The organism is Corallococcus sp. bb12-1, assembly GCF_026626765.1.
Taxonomy (GTDB): Bacteria; Myxococcota; Myxococcia; order Myxococcales; family Myxococcaceae; genus Corallococcus; species Corallococcus terminator.
The window spans coordinates 165195-183090 of record NZ_JAPNJZ010000005.1; the positions used below are offsets into that span (position 1 = coordinate 165195).

At 70.8% G+C, this 17896-nt stretch carries 12 protein-coding genes; 5 read left to right on the plus strand and 7 right to left on the minus strand.

The genetic code is table 11. The features are described from left to right. Positions 1–64: 64 nt before the first annotated feature. A complete protein-coding gene (locus tag OV208_RS10030) occupies positions 65–1423 on the plus strand; it encodes a WGR domain-containing protein (protein ID WP_267573614.1) in 1359 nt (452 codons plus the stop codon). 14 nt (positions 1424–1437) lie between these two features. Beyond that, complete coding sequence (locus tag OV208_RS10035) at positions 1438–2574, plus strand: STM4014 family protein (protein ID WP_267573615.1); 1137 nt, start codon at positions 1438–1440, stop codon at positions 2572–2574. On the opposite strand, the gene OV208_RS10040 is transcribed toward OV208_RS10035, so the two are convergent. From OV208_RS10040 to OV208_RS10055, 4 genes are all read right to left on the minus strand, one after another. Further along, the gene (locus OV208_RS10040; protein ID WP_267573616.1) at positions 2541–3440 is read right to left on the minus strand and encodes an STM4011 family radical SAM protein; all 900 of its coding nucleotides are present in this window, start codon (positions 3438–3440) and stop codon (positions 2541–2543) included. The genes OV208_RS10035 and OV208_RS10040 overlap by 34 nt on opposite strands. Next, the gene (locus tag OV208_RS10045) at positions 3437–4750 is read right to left on the minus strand and encodes an STM4012 family radical SAM protein (RefSeq protein ID WP_267573617.1); all 1314 of its coding nucleotides are present in this window, start codon (positions 4748–4750) and stop codon (positions 3437–3439) included. Before OV208_RS10045 ends, OV208_RS10040 begins: the two co-directional genes overlap by 4 nt. Beyond that, on the minus strand, positions 4747–5559 hold the full coding sequence (locus OV208_RS10050) for an STM4013/SEN3800 family hydrolase (protein WP_267573618.1): 813 nt from the start codon (positions 5557–5559) through the stop codon (positions 4747–4749). The genes OV208_RS10045 and OV208_RS10050 overlap by 4 nt, the downstream gene beginning before the upstream one ends. A 67-nt stretch (positions 5560–5626) precedes the next feature. Then, a complete protein-coding gene (locus tag OV208_RS10055; RefSeq protein ID WP_267573619.1) occupies positions 5627–7009 on the minus strand; it encodes a hypothetical protein in 1383 nt (460 codons plus the stop codon). Between the two features lie 221 nt (positions 7010–7230). Between OV208_RS10055 and OV208_RS10060 the strand changes: the two genes are divergently transcribed. Further along, the gene (locus OV208_RS10060; protein WP_267573620.1) at positions 7231–9537 is read left to right on the plus strand and encodes a S8 family serine peptidase; all 2307 of its coding nucleotides are present in this window, start codon (positions 7231–7233) and stop codon (positions 9535–9537) included. On the opposite strand, the gene OV208_RS10065 is transcribed toward OV208_RS10060, so the two are convergent. The 3 genes from OV208_RS10065 to OV208_RS10075 all read right to left on the minus strand — a co-directional run bounded on the left by OV208_RS10065 (position 9509) and on the right by OV208_RS10075 (position 13241). After that, the gene (locus OV208_RS10065; RefSeq protein WP_267573621.1) at positions 9509–11005 is read right to left on the minus strand and encodes a hypothetical protein; all 1497 of its coding nucleotides are present in this window, start codon (positions 11003–11005) and stop codon (positions 9509–9511) included. The two genes, OV208_RS10060 and OV208_RS10065, sit on opposite strands and share 29 nt — an antisense overlap. 150 nt (positions 11006–11155) lie before the next feature. Next, positions 11156–12625 (minus strand): hypothetical protein, encoded by a 1470-nt coding sequence (locus tag OV208_RS10070; protein WP_267573622.1) that lies wholly within the window; start codon positions 12623–12625, stop codon positions 11156–11158. A 121-nt stretch (positions 12626–12746) separates the two neighbouring features. Next, positions 12747–13241, minus strand: a complete 495-nt coding sequence (locus OV208_RS10075) for a peroxiredoxin (protein ID WP_267573623.1) — start codon at positions 13239–13241, stop codon at positions 12747–12749. Between the two features lie 110 nt (positions 13242–13351). Between OV208_RS10075 and OV208_RS10080 the strand changes: the two genes are divergently transcribed. Further along, positions 13352–15172, plus strand: a complete 1821-nt coding sequence (locus OV208_RS10080) for a sigma 54-interacting transcriptional regulator (RefSeq protein WP_267573624.1) — start codon at positions 13352–13354, stop codon at positions 15170–15172. After that, positions 15169–17895, plus strand: a complete 2727-nt coding sequence (locus tag OV208_RS10085; RefSeq protein ID WP_267573625.1) for a bifunctional serine/threonine-protein kinase/formylglycine-generating enzyme family protein — start codon at positions 15169–15171, stop codon at positions 17893–17895. Before OV208_RS10080 ends, OV208_RS10085 begins: the two co-directional genes overlap by 4 nt. The last annotated feature ends 1 nt before the right edge of the window (position 17896 follow it).

The window sequence follows — 17896 nt, forward strand, 5'->3', positions numbered from 1 at the left end:
GGTTGTCAGGGGGCTCTTCTAGCGTCCGGCCACCTCGCTTCGCCCCCTCGGGAGAGACGCGCCCATGCCTCGGTACGAGTTCACGGAAGGCAGCTCCAGCAAGTTCTGGGAGATCACCCTGGAGGACTCCACGCTCACCAAGCGCTGGGGCCGCATCGGCACCGACGGCCAGGAGAAGGTCGAGGACTTCGAGTCCAAGGCCGAGGCGAAGAAGGCCTACGCCGCCCAGGTGAAGGAGAAGGAGAAGAAGGGCTACGCGCTCGTCGCGGGCTCGGGGGCCGCTGGCGGTGACGCGCCGGCCCCGGTCTCCGCGTCCGACCCGGCCCTGGAAGCCGCCATCCTCGCCGCGCCCGACGACGTGAAGGGCTACCTCGCGTACGCCGAGTGGCTCAAGGGCAAGGGCGACCCTCGCGCGGAGCTCATCCAGCTCCAGCACGACACGCTGGAGGCGTCCTCCGCCTCCGCCACGCTGATGCGCAAGCGGGCGGCGAAGTACATCGCGGAGCACGCGGATTCGCTGCTGGGCGATGAGCTGACGGAAGCCATCTCCGGGGAGGCGCTGAAGCTGGAGTGGCACCTGGGCTTCATCCGCGAGGCCCATCTGGGTCAGGTGGACTTCGACTCGGACGAGGACATCCCCGAACTGCTGGGCCTGCTGCTGGCCCACCCCTCCGCCCGCTTCCTGCGGAGCCTGACCCTTGGCATGGCCTGCTTCGACGGCGAGAACGAGTACCACGACGCGCTCAAGGTGCTTGGCAAGTCGAAGCCGCTGACGACGCTGCGCCACCTGTTCATCGGCGACTTCGAGTACCCGGACGACACGGAGATCTCCTGGACGCACGTGGGCAACCTCCAGCCGCTCTACAGCGTGTTCCCGCAACTGCGAGAGCTGTGCGTGCGCGGTGGCGAGGTGGAGCTGGGGAAGATCGATCTGCCGGAGCTGCGGTCCTTCACCGTGGAGACAGGCGGCCTTCCGCTCAAGGCGGTGAAGTCCATCGTGAAGGCGCAGTGGCCGAAGCTGGAGGCGCTGGAGATCTGGTTCGGTTCGGACAACTACGGCGCGGGGGGCGGGGTGAAGGACATCCAGCCCCTGCTCGACGGCGAGGGCGTGCCGAACCTCCGCAAGCTGGGTCTGCGCAACTCGGATTTCACGGATGCGCTGTGCGAGGTGCTGCCCAAGGCCAAGGTGGTCGCCCAGCTCCAGGAACTGGACCTGTCCATGGGCGTGATGACCGACGCGGGCGCACAGGTGCTGGTCACGAACGCGAAGGCCTTCCAGCACCTCAAGACGCTGGATGTCTCCAACAACTTCCTGACCCAGGCCGGGCAAAAGCTGGTGGCCACCGCCGCTCCTTCCGTGGTGCGCGGCAACCAGCGCGAGCCCTACGACGAGGACTCTCGCTACGTCGCCGTGGGCGAGTAGTCCCTCCCACGCCCATGTCCGCCGCGCCGCCGTTCCTGATCATCGGCAACCCCGGGAGCCGGCGCGTCACGCTCTTCCAGGAGGCCCTGCACCACGCGGGGCTTCCTCCCGCGCACGTCGAGTCCTGGGAGACGGTGGCCCGCGATCCGGACGTCCTCCTGGAGCTGCCCGACGCGGAGCGCATCGTCCGCATCGACGCGGCGGGGGAGGACGCGGACGTGGAGCGCGCGTTCCTCAAGCGCGGCCACGCGGCTGCGCTGACTTCCGGCTGTGAGGTCGTGACACCGGAGCAGGTGGACGCCCTGCCTCCCGAGCATGGCCGCGTGCTGTGCCCCCGGCAGCACCACCTGGGCTTCCTGCGCGTGCTGGAGGACCTGACGCAGCGCTTCGCCCGGCGTCCGCACTGGCGCGTGCTGTCGAAGCCCTCGGCCATCGCGGACCTGTTCGACAAGCGCATCACGTCGCGCCGGTACGCGGCCCTGGGCATCCCCGTACCTGCGTTCCTGGACGGCATCGACACGCCGGAGGCCCTGCGCACGGGCATGCGCGAGGCGGACTGGCGCGAGGCGTTCGTGAAGCTGTCCTGTGGCTCGTCCGCATCCTGCCTCGCCGTGTACCGGCCGGGGCGCTCGGCGGGCTCCGCCGGTTCGCTGCTCACCAGCCTCCACCGGGGGCCCACCGGGTGGTTCAACTCCCTCAAGGTGCGGCGCGTGTCGGAGGCAGGGGAGGTGGACGCGGTGCTGTCCTTCCTCCTGCGCGAGGGCTCGCAGGTGGAGGAGGCCCGGCCCAAGGCTCGGCTGGGCGGGGACATGTTCGACTGCCGCATCCTCACGGTGCGCGGCGAGCCCGCTTTCACCGTGGTGCGCCAGAGCCGCCTTCCCATCACCAACCTCCACCTGGGCGGCTACCGGGGCGACCTGGATGACTTCCACGCGGCGGTGCCTCGTCGGGAATGGGAGGCGGCGCTGGAGAGCTGCCGCGCCGTGGCCCGCGCGCACGACTGCCTCCACGTGGGCATCGACCTGATGTTCGAGGAGTTCTTCCACGGCCACCGCGTGCTGGAGGCCAACGCCTTCGGGGACCTGCTCCCCGGCCTCACGCGCGACGGCCTGTCCGTCTACGGCTGGGAGATCCGCGAAGCACTGCGCTGACTTCCTCCGCTCCACAACCGGGAGGTCGGCACGCGCTCCAGCAGCCCGGAGCCGAACACGCGATCCATCTCCAGGTACTCCAGGTGCACGTAGCCGATGTGGCAACCACACGTGTCCTTCGAGCACGCGCGCGGCTTCAGCGTCTGTTCGAAATCCGGCGCGTACACGTTGCCCAGCGGCTCCTTGATGAAGTGGCACCGGTAGGCCGTGCCATCCCCGTCCACGGAGATCACGGACTCGCCCGCGCGGCACGCCATGCCCCGGCTGGGGTGACGGGTGTTGTTCACCGGGAACAACGGGTCGATGCGGGTGAAGCGCTCCACGTCCTCGGCCGAGTACGCGTCCAGGCCGTCCTTCACCGCGTTGATCCACAGGTACGTGTCTTCCGGCAGCTCGCGGCGCAGGGCCTCCGCCTCATCGGCGAAGCGCCGGAAACCCACCATGCCCGCGCTGTGACGCACGCCGCGTTCACTCAAGCGTTCGCACTGCGCCAGGAAGCGCGCGCGCTTCATCCACTCCGGGTGGTACGTGGCCCAGATGCCCAGCTTGTCGGTGCGGCAGTCGGTGAGCCAGTCCAGCCGGCAGGAGAGGTTCGTCTGCACCGCCGCGCGCTCCACGTGGGGCAGGTGCGTCAGCCGGGCCAGGGCCTGCTGATACCAGGGCCAGATGAGCGCCTCGCCCCAGGGCGTGAAGAAGACGGACACGGTGTCCTGCGTGCGCGACTCCACCCACTGAAGGAACCGCTCCAGGTCCGCGCGGTCCTTCGTCAGCTCCTCCTCGCTCTGCTTCCACTTGCCGAAGGGGCAGTACTCGCAGCCGTAGTTACAGCCGGACAGCGGGCCCCGGTAGAGCACGGTCAGCTTCATCGCCAGGCGTACTCCTGCTTGCGCTGCTGCACGGCTTCGGAGTCCAGCCACGGGCCAATCAGATCCGAGCGCTCCACGCCCGCGTCCGTGAGCTGGAACACGCCGCCCACGTCCCGCGCGAGCCCGTGCGCCTCCAGCTCCGCGAGCATCGGGAAGTCCTCGCGCGCGTCCGTACCGAAGCGCTGGCGGTACGCGCCCGGACACACGCCCTCGGCCAGCAGCGACAGCACCAGGTGCCGGTGGCGCTGCTCGGCCTCATCCAGCTTGAACCCGTAGCGCACCTCCCCGAAGGACGCCGTATCGCGTTCGATGTACGCCTGGATGATGCCGCGCACCTCGCGCGAGGCGACCGCGTACTCGGACGAGTAGTGCACGTCGCCCGCGTACGAGCGCGCCCCCACGCCCAGCCCCACCATGCCGTCCTCCTGGCAGCGGTACACCGCGCCCCGGGCGGCCGGCGCGTGCTTCGCGCGGAACATCCGCATCGACACCTGCGTGTAGCCCTGCGCCAGGAGGAAGTCGCGGCCGGTGCGGTACAGCGACAGGCGCAGGTCGTCCCAAGCGCGCGACTTCTTCCCCAGGAACGTGAGGGGCCGCACGTAGAGGGGGTAGAGATACAGCTCCTCCGGCGTGTACCGCAGCGCCGCCTTCAGCGAGTGCAGGAAGGTGTCCGGCGTCTGGCCCTCGATGCCGTAGATGAGGTCCAGGTTGAGCGTGGGGAAGCCCGCGCTCCGGAGTAGCTCCAGCGTGGCCTCCACCTGCGCCGTCTTCTGCGGCCGCGCCACCGCCGCGACCTCCGACTCCAGGAAGCTCTGCACGCCCATGCTCACCCGGTCCACGCCCCGGGCCTTGAGCACCGCCACCTTGGCCGCGTCCACCGTCTCCGGCGACACCTCCACGGACATGGGCACGGCGCGGGGATCCACGCCCAGCTCCGCCGCCAGGTCGAACACCGTCTCCAGGCCGGGGACGTCCAGCAGGGTGGGGGTGCCTCCGCCAATCGCGGCGCGCGCGAACGTCGCCGGCCCCAGCGCCTCCTTCACGCGGCGGGCCTCGCGCTTGAGCGCGGACAGCCACGCAAGGACGACGTCCTCCTTCGGGCCCGCGGCGGTGAAGAGGTTGCAGAACCCGCAGCGCATCTCGCAGAAGGGCACGTGCAGGTAGAGGAACAGCGCGTCCCGATGCTCCTTCGCCCAGACCTCCTCCAACGGGAGCGCGGGCGTGAAGGGGCGGTAGGCCGTCTTGTGCGGGTAGCCGTAGAGGTACGCCACATAGGGCGTCCCTTCGAGCATCGACTCCAGGCGCGTCATGGCGCGGAGTCTAGCGGCAGCACGAACTCGCCATACGGAACAGTCCACACCACCGGGTGCCCCAGCCGGTGCCCCGAGTAGCCGTCCTCGCCATAGGCCGTCCCATGGTCCGAACACACGATGCAGAACGCCGGGCCCCGCCGCCGCAGCGCCTGGAACAGCCGGGGCAACTGGCCGTCCACGTACGCCAGGGCCGCCGCTTGCGTCTCTCGGGAGTCCTCCGTCGCCCCGGGCACGTAGTGCCGGTTCGGCTGGTGCAACGCGGAGATGTTGATGAACAGGAACACCCGCTGCTCCCGGGGCAGCGCGTCCAGGATGTTCACTGCGAGTGATGCCTGATTTTCCGTGGATTGGGGGTCTGTCACCCCCAGCCCCGGAGCCCAGTGCGACTCGGCGAAGAGGCCCGGGAGCACGCGGCCCAGGGGGTTCTTCAGGTTGAAGAACCCCACCCCACCAATACACACCGTGTGATAGCCGCGCCCGGCGAGGCCGGTGACGATGTCGGGCGCGTCCAGCACGCAGGTGCCCGGGGTTGTCGTCTCGCTGCCCTCGAAGCGCAGGGCGAACGGGCGCGGGTGCCGGCCGGGCGTGGCGGGGGTGGGGAAGAAGCCCGCGAAGAAGGCCTGGTGCGCGGCGTAGGTGAAGCTCCCCGGGCTGTGGCGCTCCTCCCACCGGCCTCCGGGCAGCAGCGCGCCGAGCGTGGGCGTGCGACCGCCCTCCAGCGCTTCCCGGGCCACGTCGTACCGCAGCGTGTCCAGCGTGAGGAAGAGCAGGTCGTGCGTGCCGACCAGCGCGTTCAGGTCATGCATGCGGAGCCTGGGCCGGGCAGGGGGCCCGTGACGTCAGGGCACCCGCTTCCGGTCCGGGACATGGGGACTACGAGATGCTCGGCGCCGGCTCGAACTGGGGCTGGGTGGCCGCGGGGGTCGGCGTCGGGGCCGGCGTCGAGGCGAGCGGCCGGCGCGAGCCGTCCGGGTTCTGGGTCGCGTTGAACAGGGTCGTGGCGAACACTTCCTGTCCCCGCTGCGACAGGGAGCGGAAGGCCTGATCCATGGGGCGCTGACCACCGGCCATGTCCGGCCCCAGGGTGCGGCCCAGCAGCTCACGCGCCTGCGACTCGTTGAGGCGCACTGAGTACGGGGAGCCGTCGTTCATCGCCGCGTCGTCGCCGGAGAAGGCGCCCCGGGCGATGCGCGCGGCGTTCGGATCCGTGAAGGTGAGATCGTAGTTCGTCTCCGCGGGCTGCCCGGGCCGCGTCGTGGTGGTCGCACGCACGGAGTCGTTGATCCGCGTGTCGCCCTGGCCGGTGCCGTCCGGGTTCACCCGCAGGTCGGTGGACTGGGTGCTGCCCGCCACGTTGCGGTCCGTCTGGCGCACGGTCTGGTTGCCGTCGCCGTCGCCCGTGAGGTTCGTCTGGCGCGCGGAGGTGGCCACCTCACGGCCCATCACCCGGCCCGAACGGTTCTGGTCCAGGCCGTCCGTGGTGCGCACGTTGCTCACGCCGGGACCGTTCGCGCTCGGCAACTGGCCGGTGCGCAGGAAGTCCTGGTACGCGGCCCGGCCCTCCGGCTGGGTGATGTTGAAGTCCGCCGTCTGGGTGCGCTCCAGCCGCTGATCCTGCCGGCCCTCCAGGCCCCGGGCGTTGGCCGCGTCCTGCTGGCGGCCCTGGGACGTCACGGTGGCGCGCAGGGTGTCCGGCGACGTGCGCTCCAACTCATAGCGCTGCGTCTGGCTGCGGTCGTACGACGCGCCCAGCCCCAGCTCCCGGCCCGCCCGGCCCGGACCCGCGGGGACGCTCGCGTTGAAGCCCGCCTGTCCGGAGACCTCCGCCCGGGCGCGCGTGCCCACCGGCCACGTCTCCGGGGCGGCGGGGTTGGGCAACTGGCCGGCGCGCATCGCGTCCGTCGCGGCCTGGCGGGGAACTTCCACGCGCACGCTGCCATTCGCGCTGAACGAACCCGACGCCGACAGCCGCCCGCCGCGCGGCGTGGAGCCCCGGTTGCCCACCTGGCCCTGCGCCTCCATCACGAAGTTGTCACCCTCCGTCCGCACGCTCGCGCGGCCCGACGGACGCAGCGCCGCGGCGGGCGTGAAGGAGGACCGCTCACGGTCGGCGCGCGCGGCGGCGGCCAACTGCGCGGTGTCGACCTGCTGCTCGGCGGGGGCCTGCGACTCGGCGGCGGGGCCCTGGCGCTCGACAGGAGCGACCGGCGTACGGGGCAGGGCCGGCGAAACGGGGCGATTGGAGATGGAAGTCATATGCAGAGTTTATCGGACCTTCCGACCTGATTGTTTCCGCTCAGAGTGTAGGACTCACACTCCTGAAAGATGAGAGTTCCCCGGCCCTGCACACACCTGGGCCCACTCAGGGAGGACGCCCGCAGCGCAAAAAGCACGCCCTGTTGCAACTCAATGGCATGACTTGAAATACGGCCTAAATGCGTATTACAGGTTTGTCTCAACTTAAAGGGAGTGCCGACATGCGGAACATGCGGAAGCGGTTCTCGACGTCCCCTCGTAGCTGGCAGCCGTTCACGGCGCTGGTCCTGGGTTGCACCCTCGCGGTTCCGGCGGGCGCGTTCGCGGCGGACCGGACGCCCCCGGCGGCTTCGCGGGCCGTGGCGGCTCCGGGCGCGGCGGTCGTCACGGCGCTGAAGGCCGGTGGCAGCACGCTGGCGACGGCGTCGGGGCTGGTGTTCCACCAGACGGCGCGGCCCGTGAGCGCCCTGCGCTCCCTGAACGTGGTGGCGGACACCGGCGTGCAGATCCACGTCTGGAAGGAGCGTCAGGCGGACGGCACGGAGCAGGCCTATTCGGCCTATACGCGCGGCGGCACGGAGCTGCTGGGGCGCGTGCAGGAGGAGCAGTACCTCATCCGACTGCAGGAGGCGTCGTTCGATCCGCTCGCGCGCAACGCGCCGCTCCTGGGCAACACGCTGGTGGCGGACCGGGACAACACCCTGTCGCTGGTGCAGTTCCATGGCACGCCGCTGCCGGAGTTCCGTGAGACGATCCAGAACGCGGGCGGCAAGGTGCTGCGCTTCCTTTCGGATCACACCTACCTCGTGGAGATGGAGCCGGAAGTCCGCGCTCGCGTGGCCCAGCTTCCGGCCGTTCGCTGGGTGGGGGACTACCACCCGGAATACCGCCTGGAGCCGGCGCTGCGTGACGCGCTGCTGGGACGGGCGGAAGGGCTCGCGCCCCAGCGCTACTCCATCATGCTGGGCGAGGGCGGCCCGGCGCGGCAGGCCCGCGTGACGGCGCTGGTGCAGCGGCTGGGCGGCAAGGTGGACCTGGTGGAGCCGGGCGGCCTGCGCGTGGAGGCCACGCTCGACCAGGCGCAGCTGGCCCAGCTGGCGCGCGCGAACGAGGTGCAGTTCATCGACCGGTGGGGCGGGCCCGGCGAGACGGACATGGACATCGTGCGCGAGACGGGCGGCGCCAACTACATCCAGGGGCTCAAGGGGTGGACGGGGCAGGGCGTGCGCGGCGAAATCTTCGACACCGAGCTGCGCACCACCCACCGCGAGTGGCCCACGCCGCCCATCATCCACAGCACGGGGACGGCGGGGTCGCTGCACGGAACGAGCTGCTACAGCCACAACTTCGCCCAGGGCATCGATCCGGTGGCGAAGGGCCTGCTCCCCAGCGGCCAGGGCATCTTCTTCCTGTACTCGGAGTCCACCCAGTTCGGCGGCACCAAGTCGCGCCTCGCGATGAACCAGGAGCTCATCAACCCGGCGGGGCCCTACCGCGCGGTGTTCCAGACCTCCAGCGTGGGCAGCACGCTGGGCACCGCGTACACCACCATCTCCGCGGAGGTGGATGACTACCTGTTCAAGGCCCCGCTGCTGAGCACCCAGTCCCAGAGCAACTCCGGGTCCCGCAACTCCCGCCCGCAGGCGTGGGCGAAGAACATCGTCTCCGTGGGCGGCGTGCGGCACTACAACACGCTGGCGCGCACGGACGACAAGTGGAGCGCTGGCGGCAGCATCGGACCGGCGGCGGATGGCCGCATCAAGCCGGACCTGGCCTTCTATTACGACTCGGTCCGGGGCGCGTCCGGCTCCAGCGACACCAGCTACACGGAGTTCAGCGGCACGAGTTCCGCGACGCCGCAGACGGCCGGCCACTTCGGCCTGCTGTTCCAGATGTGGCACCAGGGCGTGTGGGCCGGCAAGGGCGGCCTGGCGGACGTGTTCACCAGCCGCCCGCAGATGGCCACCGCCAAGGCGCTGATGATCAACGGCGCCGCGAAGTACAACTGGCTGGCCGGCGGCGCCAACGCGGACCTGGACCGCTACAAGCAGGGCTGGGGAACCTCCGACCTCAAGCGCCTGTACGACCGCGCCGCGAAGACGTTCATCATCGACGAGACGGACGTCATCGCGCCCCTGGCCACCAAGACGTACAACGTCACCGTGGCCTCCGGCGAGACGGAGTTCAACGTCACGCTGGCCTACAAGGACCCGATGGGCACCGTGGGCGCGGCCCGCGCGCGCATCAACGACCTGTCCCTGCGCGTCACGTCGCCCTCGGGCGTCGTGTACTGGGGCAACAACGGCCTGACGGCGGGCAATGTCTCCACCGCCGGCGGCGTCTCCAACAAGGTCGACACCGTGGAGAACGTCTTCCTCGCGCAGCCCGCCGCGGGCACGTGGAAGGTGGAGGTCCTGGCGGATGAGATCGTCCAGGACGGCCACACCGCGACCAAGGCTGTGGACGCCGTCTACGGCCTGGTCGTGAGCGGCGGCACCCTCAGTACGGCGAAGGCTTCCCAGCCGTAGGCACCGCGGGTGTCGCACCCGCGCCGTGCGTGACCGCCGGAGTCTCCGGGGCACGCGCGGCGCGCTGCAGGACGGGCAGGGACGCACTCAACGGCCCCAGGTACAGCCGCCCGTGGAACCCCGTCTCCCCTGGCCCCGGGAAGAGCAGCACCTTCCGGGGCGTGTCGGGCTCCTGGCGCACCTCCGCCGTCGGGTTGATGCCGTGCACGTCGCAGTCCACCTGCTGCCAGACGTTGAAGCGGCACGCGTAGTGGACGCCCCGGGCGAAGCCCACCTCCAGCGCCTTCACCGGCGAGGAGGGCAGGGCCTTCGTCAACCGGACCCCCATGGGTTCGAACTTCGAATCCCAGGCCACCCCCGCGGTGCGCACGTGCACGTCGCCCGCGAGCACCAGCATCCACGCGTCCGCGTGCTCCTGGCGGAAGGCGACGAGGTTGTTCGCCATCTCCTCCTCGCGCGCGTTGCCCGACGCGCCGTTGGAATCGAACGCTACCAACGAGATTGCATGCCCCCGGGACCGCAGGCGGCGCGCGGCCTCCAGCAGGTGGATGACACCAGCGCTGCTGCGCCCGTCCTGATCCACGCGGCGGAAGAAGGCGCTGAGCACCAGCAGGCGCTCCAGGTCCTCGCGCGTGCCCGGGCTCGCCAGGTATTCGTCCAGCGCGGGCTGGTCCCCCGACGGCACGGACAGGGCCAGCGCCACGGGCAGCTTCTTCTGGGCCGCGTCGCAGAGCATCCGCGCGGCGGCGTCCGGCAACTCGCGCGTGCCCAGCGGGTCCGCCACCAGCACCGTCTGTCCGGCGACGAGCAGCGGCTCCGCGCCCTGCACCGCGTCCCCGCAGCGGGGTGGGGCGTCCGTGGACTCCGGGCCCCAGGCGGGCACCTTCACGTCGCGCACCGGGATGGACGCCTTGCCGCCCACCAGCTCCAGCGACGGGACCATCTCCAGCCGGGCCAGCAGCTTGCGCTCCTGGGGCAGGTCGCGGATGCCTCGGCGCAGCCTGAAGCCCTCCAGCGTCGGCACGTTTTCGAAGGTCTCGCGCGCGAAGGGATCGCGCTCCTGGATGTAGCGGTGGTCGTTCGCCTTCTCGCTGCCCGGCTCTGGCATCTGCTGCTCCACGGCCGATTCCGCCTCGCGGTACTGGAGCCGGAAGATGCGGATGACGGACTGGCGCGGGCCCACCTCCTCGCCACGCACCATGTAGCGCTCGAAGGTGCGGTTGCCCCGGACGTTCACGCCAATCTCCCAGGACTGGGAGAACAGCTCGTTCGTGTCGTTGTGCTCGAAGACGTCCAGCCGCTGCTCCTCCAGCAACCGGCGCGTGACGAACAGCGCCTCGTCCAGGGGCACCCGGAGAACCTTCTCCACGGTGGGGGTGGGCTCGGCGTCCACCGGATCCCCATCCAGTCCACGCGACAGGGCCGCGCACCCCGTGCACAAGAGTCCCAGCGTCCAATGCCATCGCATGGCTCAACCCTCCCCGCGTGATGGAAGCGGTGCGGCAGGCGTGCCGCCCGTACGCATCAGCCTACGCTTCCCGGCCAGCAGCGGCCTCGTACCGTTGCGCCAGGAAACCATCCACCCGGAAACCCTTCGCCGGGAGCGGCACGCGGAGTGTCAGGGAGTGGGCGCGGGGGTCGCGTCTTCCTGCTGGGCGACGGGGCGGCTCGCCGCGCGCTGGATGACGGGCGGAGACGCGTTGAGCGCGCCCACGTAGAGCCGGCCGTGGAAGCCCTTGTCGCTGGGCGCCGGGAAGAGCGCCACCCCGCGCGGCGTGCCCGGCTCCTGGCGGACCTCCACCGACGGGCTGAGCGCGTACACGTTGCACTCCACCTGCTCCCAGACGTTGAAGCGGCAGGAGAACTGGGAGCCGCGCGTGAAGCCCACCTCCAGCGCCTTCACGGGCGAGGAGGGCAGGGCGCGGGTCAGCCGCGAGCCCAGGGGTTCGAAGTCCTTGTTCCAACTGACCGGCTTGGTGCGCACGTGCACGTCGCCCGCGAGCGCCAGCATCCACACGTCCGGGTTCTCCTGACGGTAGGCGATGAGGTTCTTCGCCATCTCCTCCTCGCGCGCGTTGCCGGACGCGGCGTTGGAGTCGAAGGCCAGCACCGTGACGACGTTGCCCTGGGAGCGCAGCCGGCGCGCCTGTTCGATGAGGTGCAGGAGGGCGCTGCTGCTGCGGCCATCCTGGTGCACCCGGCGCCAGAAGGAGCTGACCACCAGCAGGCGCTCCAGGTCCGCGTTGGTGCCCGCGCTCGTCACGTACTCATCCAGCGTGGACTGATCCTCGGACGGCATGGACAGGGCCAGCGCCACCGGCAGCTTCTTCTGCGTGGCGTCGCAGAGCATCCGCGTGGCGGCCTCCGGCAATTCGCGCGTGCCCAGCGGATCCGCCACCAGCACCGTCTGGCCGGCGACGAGCAACGGCTCCACGCCCTGAAGGGGCTCACCACACCGGGGCGCCGGCTGGGTCGCGTCGTCCTCGTCCCAGCCCGCCACCTTCACGGCGCGCACCGGCGCGGACGTCTTGCCGCCCACCAGCTCCAGCGACGGGACCATCTCCAGCTTCGACAGCAGCTGCCGCTCCAGCGGGAGGTCGCGGACGCCGCGCACCAGGGTGAAGCCTTCCATGGCCGGCACGCCGTCGAACGAGGTGCGCTCGAACGTCTTCCGAGCCAGGTACTTCTCCTCCTCCTGGACGCGCTCGTTGAGCCACTTGGGCTTCTGCTCGATGTTGGTGTCCTGCTCGCGGTAGCGCAGGCGGAAGACGCGGATGACGGACTGGCGAGGGCCCACCCGCGCGCCCTTCACGAAGTAGCGCTCGAAGGTGCGGTTGCCGGGCCGGTTCATGCCGGGCTCGTGCGCGGAGGTGTAGAGCTCGTTCTGGCCCTCGCGCTCGAAGACGTCGTAGCGCTGCTCCTCGAAGACGTGGCGCATGGTGAGCAGCGCTTCGTTCAGCGGCACCAGGTACACCGTCTCCTCGGTGGGCAGCTCCCCCTGCTCCATGCCCTCCGCGTGCAGGTCCCGGGTCAGGCTTGCGCAGCCGCCGACACACAACGAGAGCCCCAGCATCCAATGCCACCGCATGACGTGACCTCCTGCCGCCCGACGCGTCCCATCGTGCCCGCGGATGGGGGAGGGTGTCCTGGCCCCCTCGGCCAGGACGCCCGGAATCAGTCTACCGGGAAACGGCGGACGGCCCCGTGTGTCAGCCCGGACGGGCGGGGGAGGCTCCCTGGCCCGTGAGCGACCGGACGACATCCAGCGCGCCGGTGACGTGCTTCTTCACCTGCATCTGCGAATCGAACGCGTAGCGGATGGTGCCCGCGCGGTCCGCGATGAAGGTCACCCGGCCCGGCAACATGCCCAGGAAGTTGGTGCCCACCCCGAAGGCCTTGCGCGCCGCGCCATCCGGGTCGCTCAACAGGCGGAACGGGAGCCGGTGCTTGGCGACGAACTTCTCATGCGACTCCGCGGAGTCGCTGCTGATGCCCACCACGTCCGCGCCCGCGTCTTTGAAGTCCTCGTACTGGTCGCGCAGGCTGCACGCCTGGACGGTACAGCCCGGGGAGTCATCCCGAGGGTAGAAGTAGATGACCAGCGCCTTGTCACCCAGCAGGTCGCGCAGCCGCACCGGCGCGTTGCCCGGCCCCATCAACGTGATGTCCGGAACGGCATCCCCTTCTTGCAGCGTCTTGCCCATGGCACCTGCCTCCCTCTTCCTCCCGGGGAGCATGGACCGCGCCCGGCCTGACCCGCAAATCAATCGTCCCGGTTGCTCGGGCTTCAAGGGCCTGGGCATTCTTTCAGGGAATGCCGTCGCGCGACCTGATGGACACCGAGGAACCCCGCCGGGGGGCTGCCCGCGCCGCCCCGCCGGAGCGGCTGTACCTGCTGTTGTTGGAGGGCAACACGTCCACGTTGGTGCCGCTGCCCCGGGAGGGGGCGGTGGTCATCGGGCGGGCGGTGGGGGCGGATGTGGTGGTGGAGGACGCGTCGGTGAGCCGCCAGCACGCGAAGGTGGGGGTGGCGGACGGGGAGGCCTTCATCGCGGACCTGGGCAGCCACAACGGCGTGCGCGTGAATGGGGAGAAGGTGCAGGGCACCCGGCCGCTGGACGGCGGGGACGTGGTGACGCTGGGCAATGTGACGCTGGTGTTCCACCGGGGCGAGCGGCCCCCTCCGGCCCGGCGGGCGCTGGAGGCCGAAGGGTTGCGGGCGCGGCTGTCGGAGGAGTTGGACCGGGTGCGCAGCTACGAGCGCGCGGTGAGCGTGCTGGCCCTGGAGGTGGAGGCGGCGTGGGTGTCGCAGGCGGAGTTGGTGCAGGCCCTGCACGGCGCGCTGCGGTTGATGGACGGGGTGGGGCAGGTGGGGGGCACGCTGGTGGTGCTGCTGCCAGATCTGTCGGGCGAGGAGGCGGAGGCGATGGCGGCGCACCTGCTGTCGGTGCTCTCGCCGCTGGCCGGGCGCGTGCGGGCGGGGCTGGCGTCGGCGCCGGGGGATGGGTTGCAGGGGGATGCGCTGATTGGGGCGGCGAGGGCGGCGGCCCTGGCGGCGGACCGGGGCGAGACGCGCGTCAGCGGGCCTTCGCTGTACCGGCTGGCGCTGGGCGAGCGGTCGGTGGTGGTGGCGGACGCGGCGCTGGTGCGGCTGTTCGAGCTGCTGCGAAGGCTGGCGGCGAGCCCGCTGCCGGTGCTGGTGCACGGCGAGACGGGGGCGGGCAAGGAGAACGCGGCGTGGGCGGTGCATCACTGGTCGCCGCGTTCGGCGCAGACCTTCGTGGCGATCAACTGCGCGGCGCTGCCGGAGAGCCTGGTGGAGGCGGAGCTGTTCGGCCATGAGAAGGGGGCCTTCTCCGGCGCGGACCGGGCGCGGGCGGGGCTGCTGGAGCGGGCCAGCGGTGGGACGCTGTTCCTGGACGAGGTGGCGGAGCTGTCGTTGCCCATCCAGGCAAAGCTGCTGCGAGCGTTGGATCAACAGGTCATCACCCGGCTGGGGGATTCGCGCGAGCGGCCGGTGGACCTGCGCGTGGTGGCGGCCACGCACCGGGTGCTGGCGGACGAGGTGAAGGCGGGGAGGTTCCGGCAGGACCTGTTCTTCCGCCTGTCCGCGGCGGTGGTGATGCTGCCGCCGTTGCGCGATCGGCCTCGGGAGCTGCCGCTGCTGGCGAGGGCCTTCCTGGAGGATGCCTGCGCGAGGGCGGGGCGTCCGGTGCTGCACCTGTCCGCCGCGACCATGGCGGTCCTGGGGGCGCATTCCTGGCCGGGCAACGTGCGCGAACTGAAGAACGCGCTGGAGTACGCGGTGGCCACGTCACCGGGGCCGGTGGTGGAGCCTTCGCACCTGCCGGAGTCCCTGCGCGAGGGACTGGAGCGGACGGACGTGGAGGGGGACACGGACGAGGGCGGCGACACGCTTCGTGACGGGACGGACACCGCGGTGCCGCGTGCGTTCCAGAACCTGGCGGAGGAGCTGCGGACGCTGGAGCGGCAGCGGATGGTGGAGGCGTTGGAGGCGACGGGCGGGGTGCAGACGCGCGCGGCGCAACTGATTGGCATGCCGCTGCGCACGTTCGCGTTCAAGTTGAAGCAGCACCGCATCGCTTCGCGAGGACGGGGTCCGGCGGTGGAATGAGGAGCGAAAGCCTCTCACCGTGGCAGCCCCCGGCGACGTTCGGGGAGTACCGCCTGTTGCAGCCGTTGGGCCGGGGCGCGATGGGGGAGGTGTACCTCGCGCATGACACGGTGTTGGACCGGCTGGTGGCGGTGAAGTTCATCGCGGGCGTCGCGCCGGATGAGGTGCAGCGCGAGCGCTTCCGCACCGAGGCCCGGGCGATTGCTCGGGTGCAGCATCCGAACGTGGTGGGCATCCACCGCGTGGGGGAGGTGCGGGATCGGCCGTATCTGGTCTCGGAGTTCCTGCGCGGGGACAGCTTGGATCGGCTGGCGCGGCCGGTGCCGTGGGAGCGTGTGCTGGAGATTGGCATCGGGCTTTCGCGGGGGCTCGCGGCGGCACACCGGCAGGGGGTGTTGCACCGGGACCTCAAGCCCGCGAACGCGCTGCTGACGGAGGACGGGCAGGTGAAGCTGCTCGACTTCGGCGTGGCGAAGCTGCTCGACGTGGCGGTGGTGCCTGTCGGGCCTGTGCTTCTTCCGGACTTCCAGGCGGATGGGGCAGGGGGCCTGCTGGCGGAGGGCGCGGCGACGGTGGATCTGCCGGAGGGCACCGGGGACCGGGAGGGTTCGCCGCGGATCCCGACGACGGGCCGTTCAGGCGTTGCCGAAGCAGGAGCCCTCCGACGCCTCATGTCCGCGAACCAGGCCACGATCGATTCAGCGGAGGACTTGCGACGGAGTGCGATGGCCGCACCTCCACCCAGTGCGGATTCATCCCAGCGCACCGCGACCGTGGCCCCGCTCGCGCCCCAGGAGCTTCCAGGCGGCCCTTCGGAGCTGCTCTCCACGGGACGCATCGGAACCCCGCTCTACATGGCGCCCGAGGTATGGCGGGGCGAACCGGCCACGGCCCGCAGCGATCTCTTCTCGCTGGGCGTGCTCCTCCACGAGCTGTGCGGAGGCACCACGCCCGGGCCGCTCGCGGATGCGCCCCTTGAACCCCGGACCTTCGCGCCCCTGGACGCGGTGGTGCCCGGAATCGATCCGTCCTTCGCGTCGGTCGTCACGCGCTGCCTCGCGCATGATCCGTCCGCGCGCTTCGACTCCGCCGACTCCCTGCGTGATGCGCTGGAATCGATCGCCTCGCGTCTCTCTGTCATCAGCGGTGACACTTCCCTCGCGATTCCCCCGAGGCCCCGGCCCAGGTGGGTGCGGGTCGGCCGGGTGATCGCGCTCCCGCTCCTGGCGGCGTCCATCCTCCTCGGCAGCAATTGGTACGGTGAGCACTCCCGTCGTCGCGACGCCGAGCAGGCGCTGGCCTCTGTTGCAGCCGCGATCGATGCGAACCGGGTCCTGGACGCGCAGATTGAAACCCTTCGCGCGGAGGCCTTCACCGCGTTCGATTCAGACCGGGTGCCCTTCGCCGAGGACGCCTGGGCCAAGGCCCTGTCCCTGGGGGCGAAGCAGGCCCGAAGCTACGAAGAAGTCACCGCGATCCTCGACGCCTCACGGACACGCGTGGGCGCGGGCTGGAATGATGCGCTGGATCAGCGCCTGGCCGACGTGCTCCTCCAGCGCATCCTCATCGCGGAGCGCGACCGCAAACCGGAGGTCCGCGCGGCCCTGATCCAACGCCTGGACGAAGTGGATCCCAGCGGTGCCACGAGCAACAAGCTGAGAGCCCCCGTCCGCATGGACCTGGACAGCGATCCCCCTGGCGCCGTCGTCCAGGTTGAAAGCCTGGAACCGAGCGCGGGCGAACCCTCCCAACCCTGGACCTTCGGCACCACGCCCATCACCTCGGGCATCACGCTGTCACCCGGCTCCTACCTCCTGACGTTCACGCGGCCGGACCGCCTCCCCGTGCGCTACCCCGTGCTTCTCGGGCGCGGCGGTGTCTTCCAGGCCCGCGTCGTCCTCCCCGAACAAGTCCCGGACGGCTACGTCTACGTGCCCCCGGGCCGCTTCCTCTACGGCAGCGGCGACGACGAAAGCATCCGCCGCACCGTCGTGCGCACGCGCCCGCTGCACCCGCTCACCACCGGTGCCTTCCTCATCGCGCGCCACGAAGTCACGTACGCGGACTGGCTCACCTGGCTGCGCGCACTGCCCGCGTCGGAGCGCGCCGCGCGCAGGCCCCGGGGCACCAACTACTTCGGCACCATCGAGCTGCGACCCGACCCCGACGACACCTGGACCTTCCACCTGGAACACGAAGGCGTCGCCTACCGAGCGAGGGAAGGGGAGCCGCTGCGCTACCAGGACCGCGAGCAACGCGCCGAACAGGACTGGCGCCGCTTCCCCGTGTCCGGCATCTCCTGGGAGGACGCCCGCGCGTACGTGTCCTGGTTGGACACCACCGGCCGGCTCCCCCGCGCGCGCCTGTGCACCGAACGGGAATGGGAACGCGCCGCCCGGGGCGCCGACGGGCGCGACTATCCGCACGGTCCGACGCTCGCGCCGGACGACGCCAACTTCGACGCCACCTATGGTCGCAAGCCGCGCGCCTTCGGGCCGGACGCGGTGGGTTCGCACCCAGCGTCGGACAGCCCCTTCGGCGTGGCGGATCAGTCCGGCAATGTGTGGGAGTGGCTGGTGACGGACACGCAGGGCACGCCCGCGTACGGCGGCGGCTCGTTCTACCAGGACGCGCTCACCGCCCGGGTCCTCAACCACGGCGACGGCGAGCCGCGCACACGCTTCCCATTCATCGGAATGCGCGTGTGCGCGTCCGTGCCGTGAT

Excerpts from the sequence above, each read along its gene's own strand:
- OV208_RS10030 (WP_267573614.1), top strand. The coding sequence starts at position 65 with ATGCCTCGGTACGAGTTCACGGAAGGCAGCTCCAGCAAGTTCTGGGAG.
- OV208_RS10035 (WP_267573615.1), top strand. The coding sequence starts at position 1,438 with ATGTCCGCCGCGCCGCCGTTCCTGATCATCGGCAACCCCGGGAGCCGG.
- OV208_RS10040 (WP_267573616.1), bottom strand. The coding sequence starts at position 3,440 with ATGAAGCTGACCGTGCTCTACCGGGGCCCGCTGTCCGGCTGTAACTAC.
- OV208_RS10045 (WP_267573617.1), bottom strand. The coding sequence starts at position 4,750 with ATGACGCGCCTGGAGTCGATGCTCGAAGGGACGCCCTATGTGGCGTAC.
- OV208_RS10050 (WP_267573618.1), bottom strand. The coding sequence starts at position 5,559 with ATGCATGACCTGAACGCGCTGGTCGGCACGCACGACCTGCTCTTCCTC.
- OV208_RS10055 (WP_267573619.1), bottom strand. The coding sequence starts at position 7,009 with ATGACTTCCATCTCCAATCGCCCCGTTTCGCCGGCCCTGCCCCGTACG.
- OV208_RS10060 (WP_267573620.1), top strand. The coding sequence starts at position 7,231 with ATGCGGAACATGCGGAAGCGGTTCTCGACGTCCCCTCGTAGCTGGCAG.
- OV208_RS10065 (WP_267573621.1), bottom strand. The coding sequence starts at position 11,005 with ATGCGATGGCATTGGACGCTGGGACTCTTGTGCACGGGGTGCGCGGCC.
- OV208_RS10070 (WP_267573622.1), bottom strand. The coding sequence starts at position 12,625 with ATGCGGTGGCATTGGATGCTGGGGCTCTCGTTGTGTGTCGGCGGCTGC.
- OV208_RS10075 (WP_267573623.1), bottom strand. The coding sequence starts at position 13,241 with ATGGGCAAGACGCTGCAAGAAGGGGATGCCGTTCCGGACATCACGTTG.
- OV208_RS10080 (WP_267573624.1), top strand. The coding sequence starts at position 13,352 with ATGCCGTCGCGCGACCTGATGGACACCGAGGAACCCCGCCGGGGGGCT.
- OV208_RS10085 (WP_267573625.1), top strand. The coding sequence starts at position 15,169 with ATGAGGAGCGAAAGCCTCTCACCGTGGCAGCCCCCGGCGACGTTCGGG.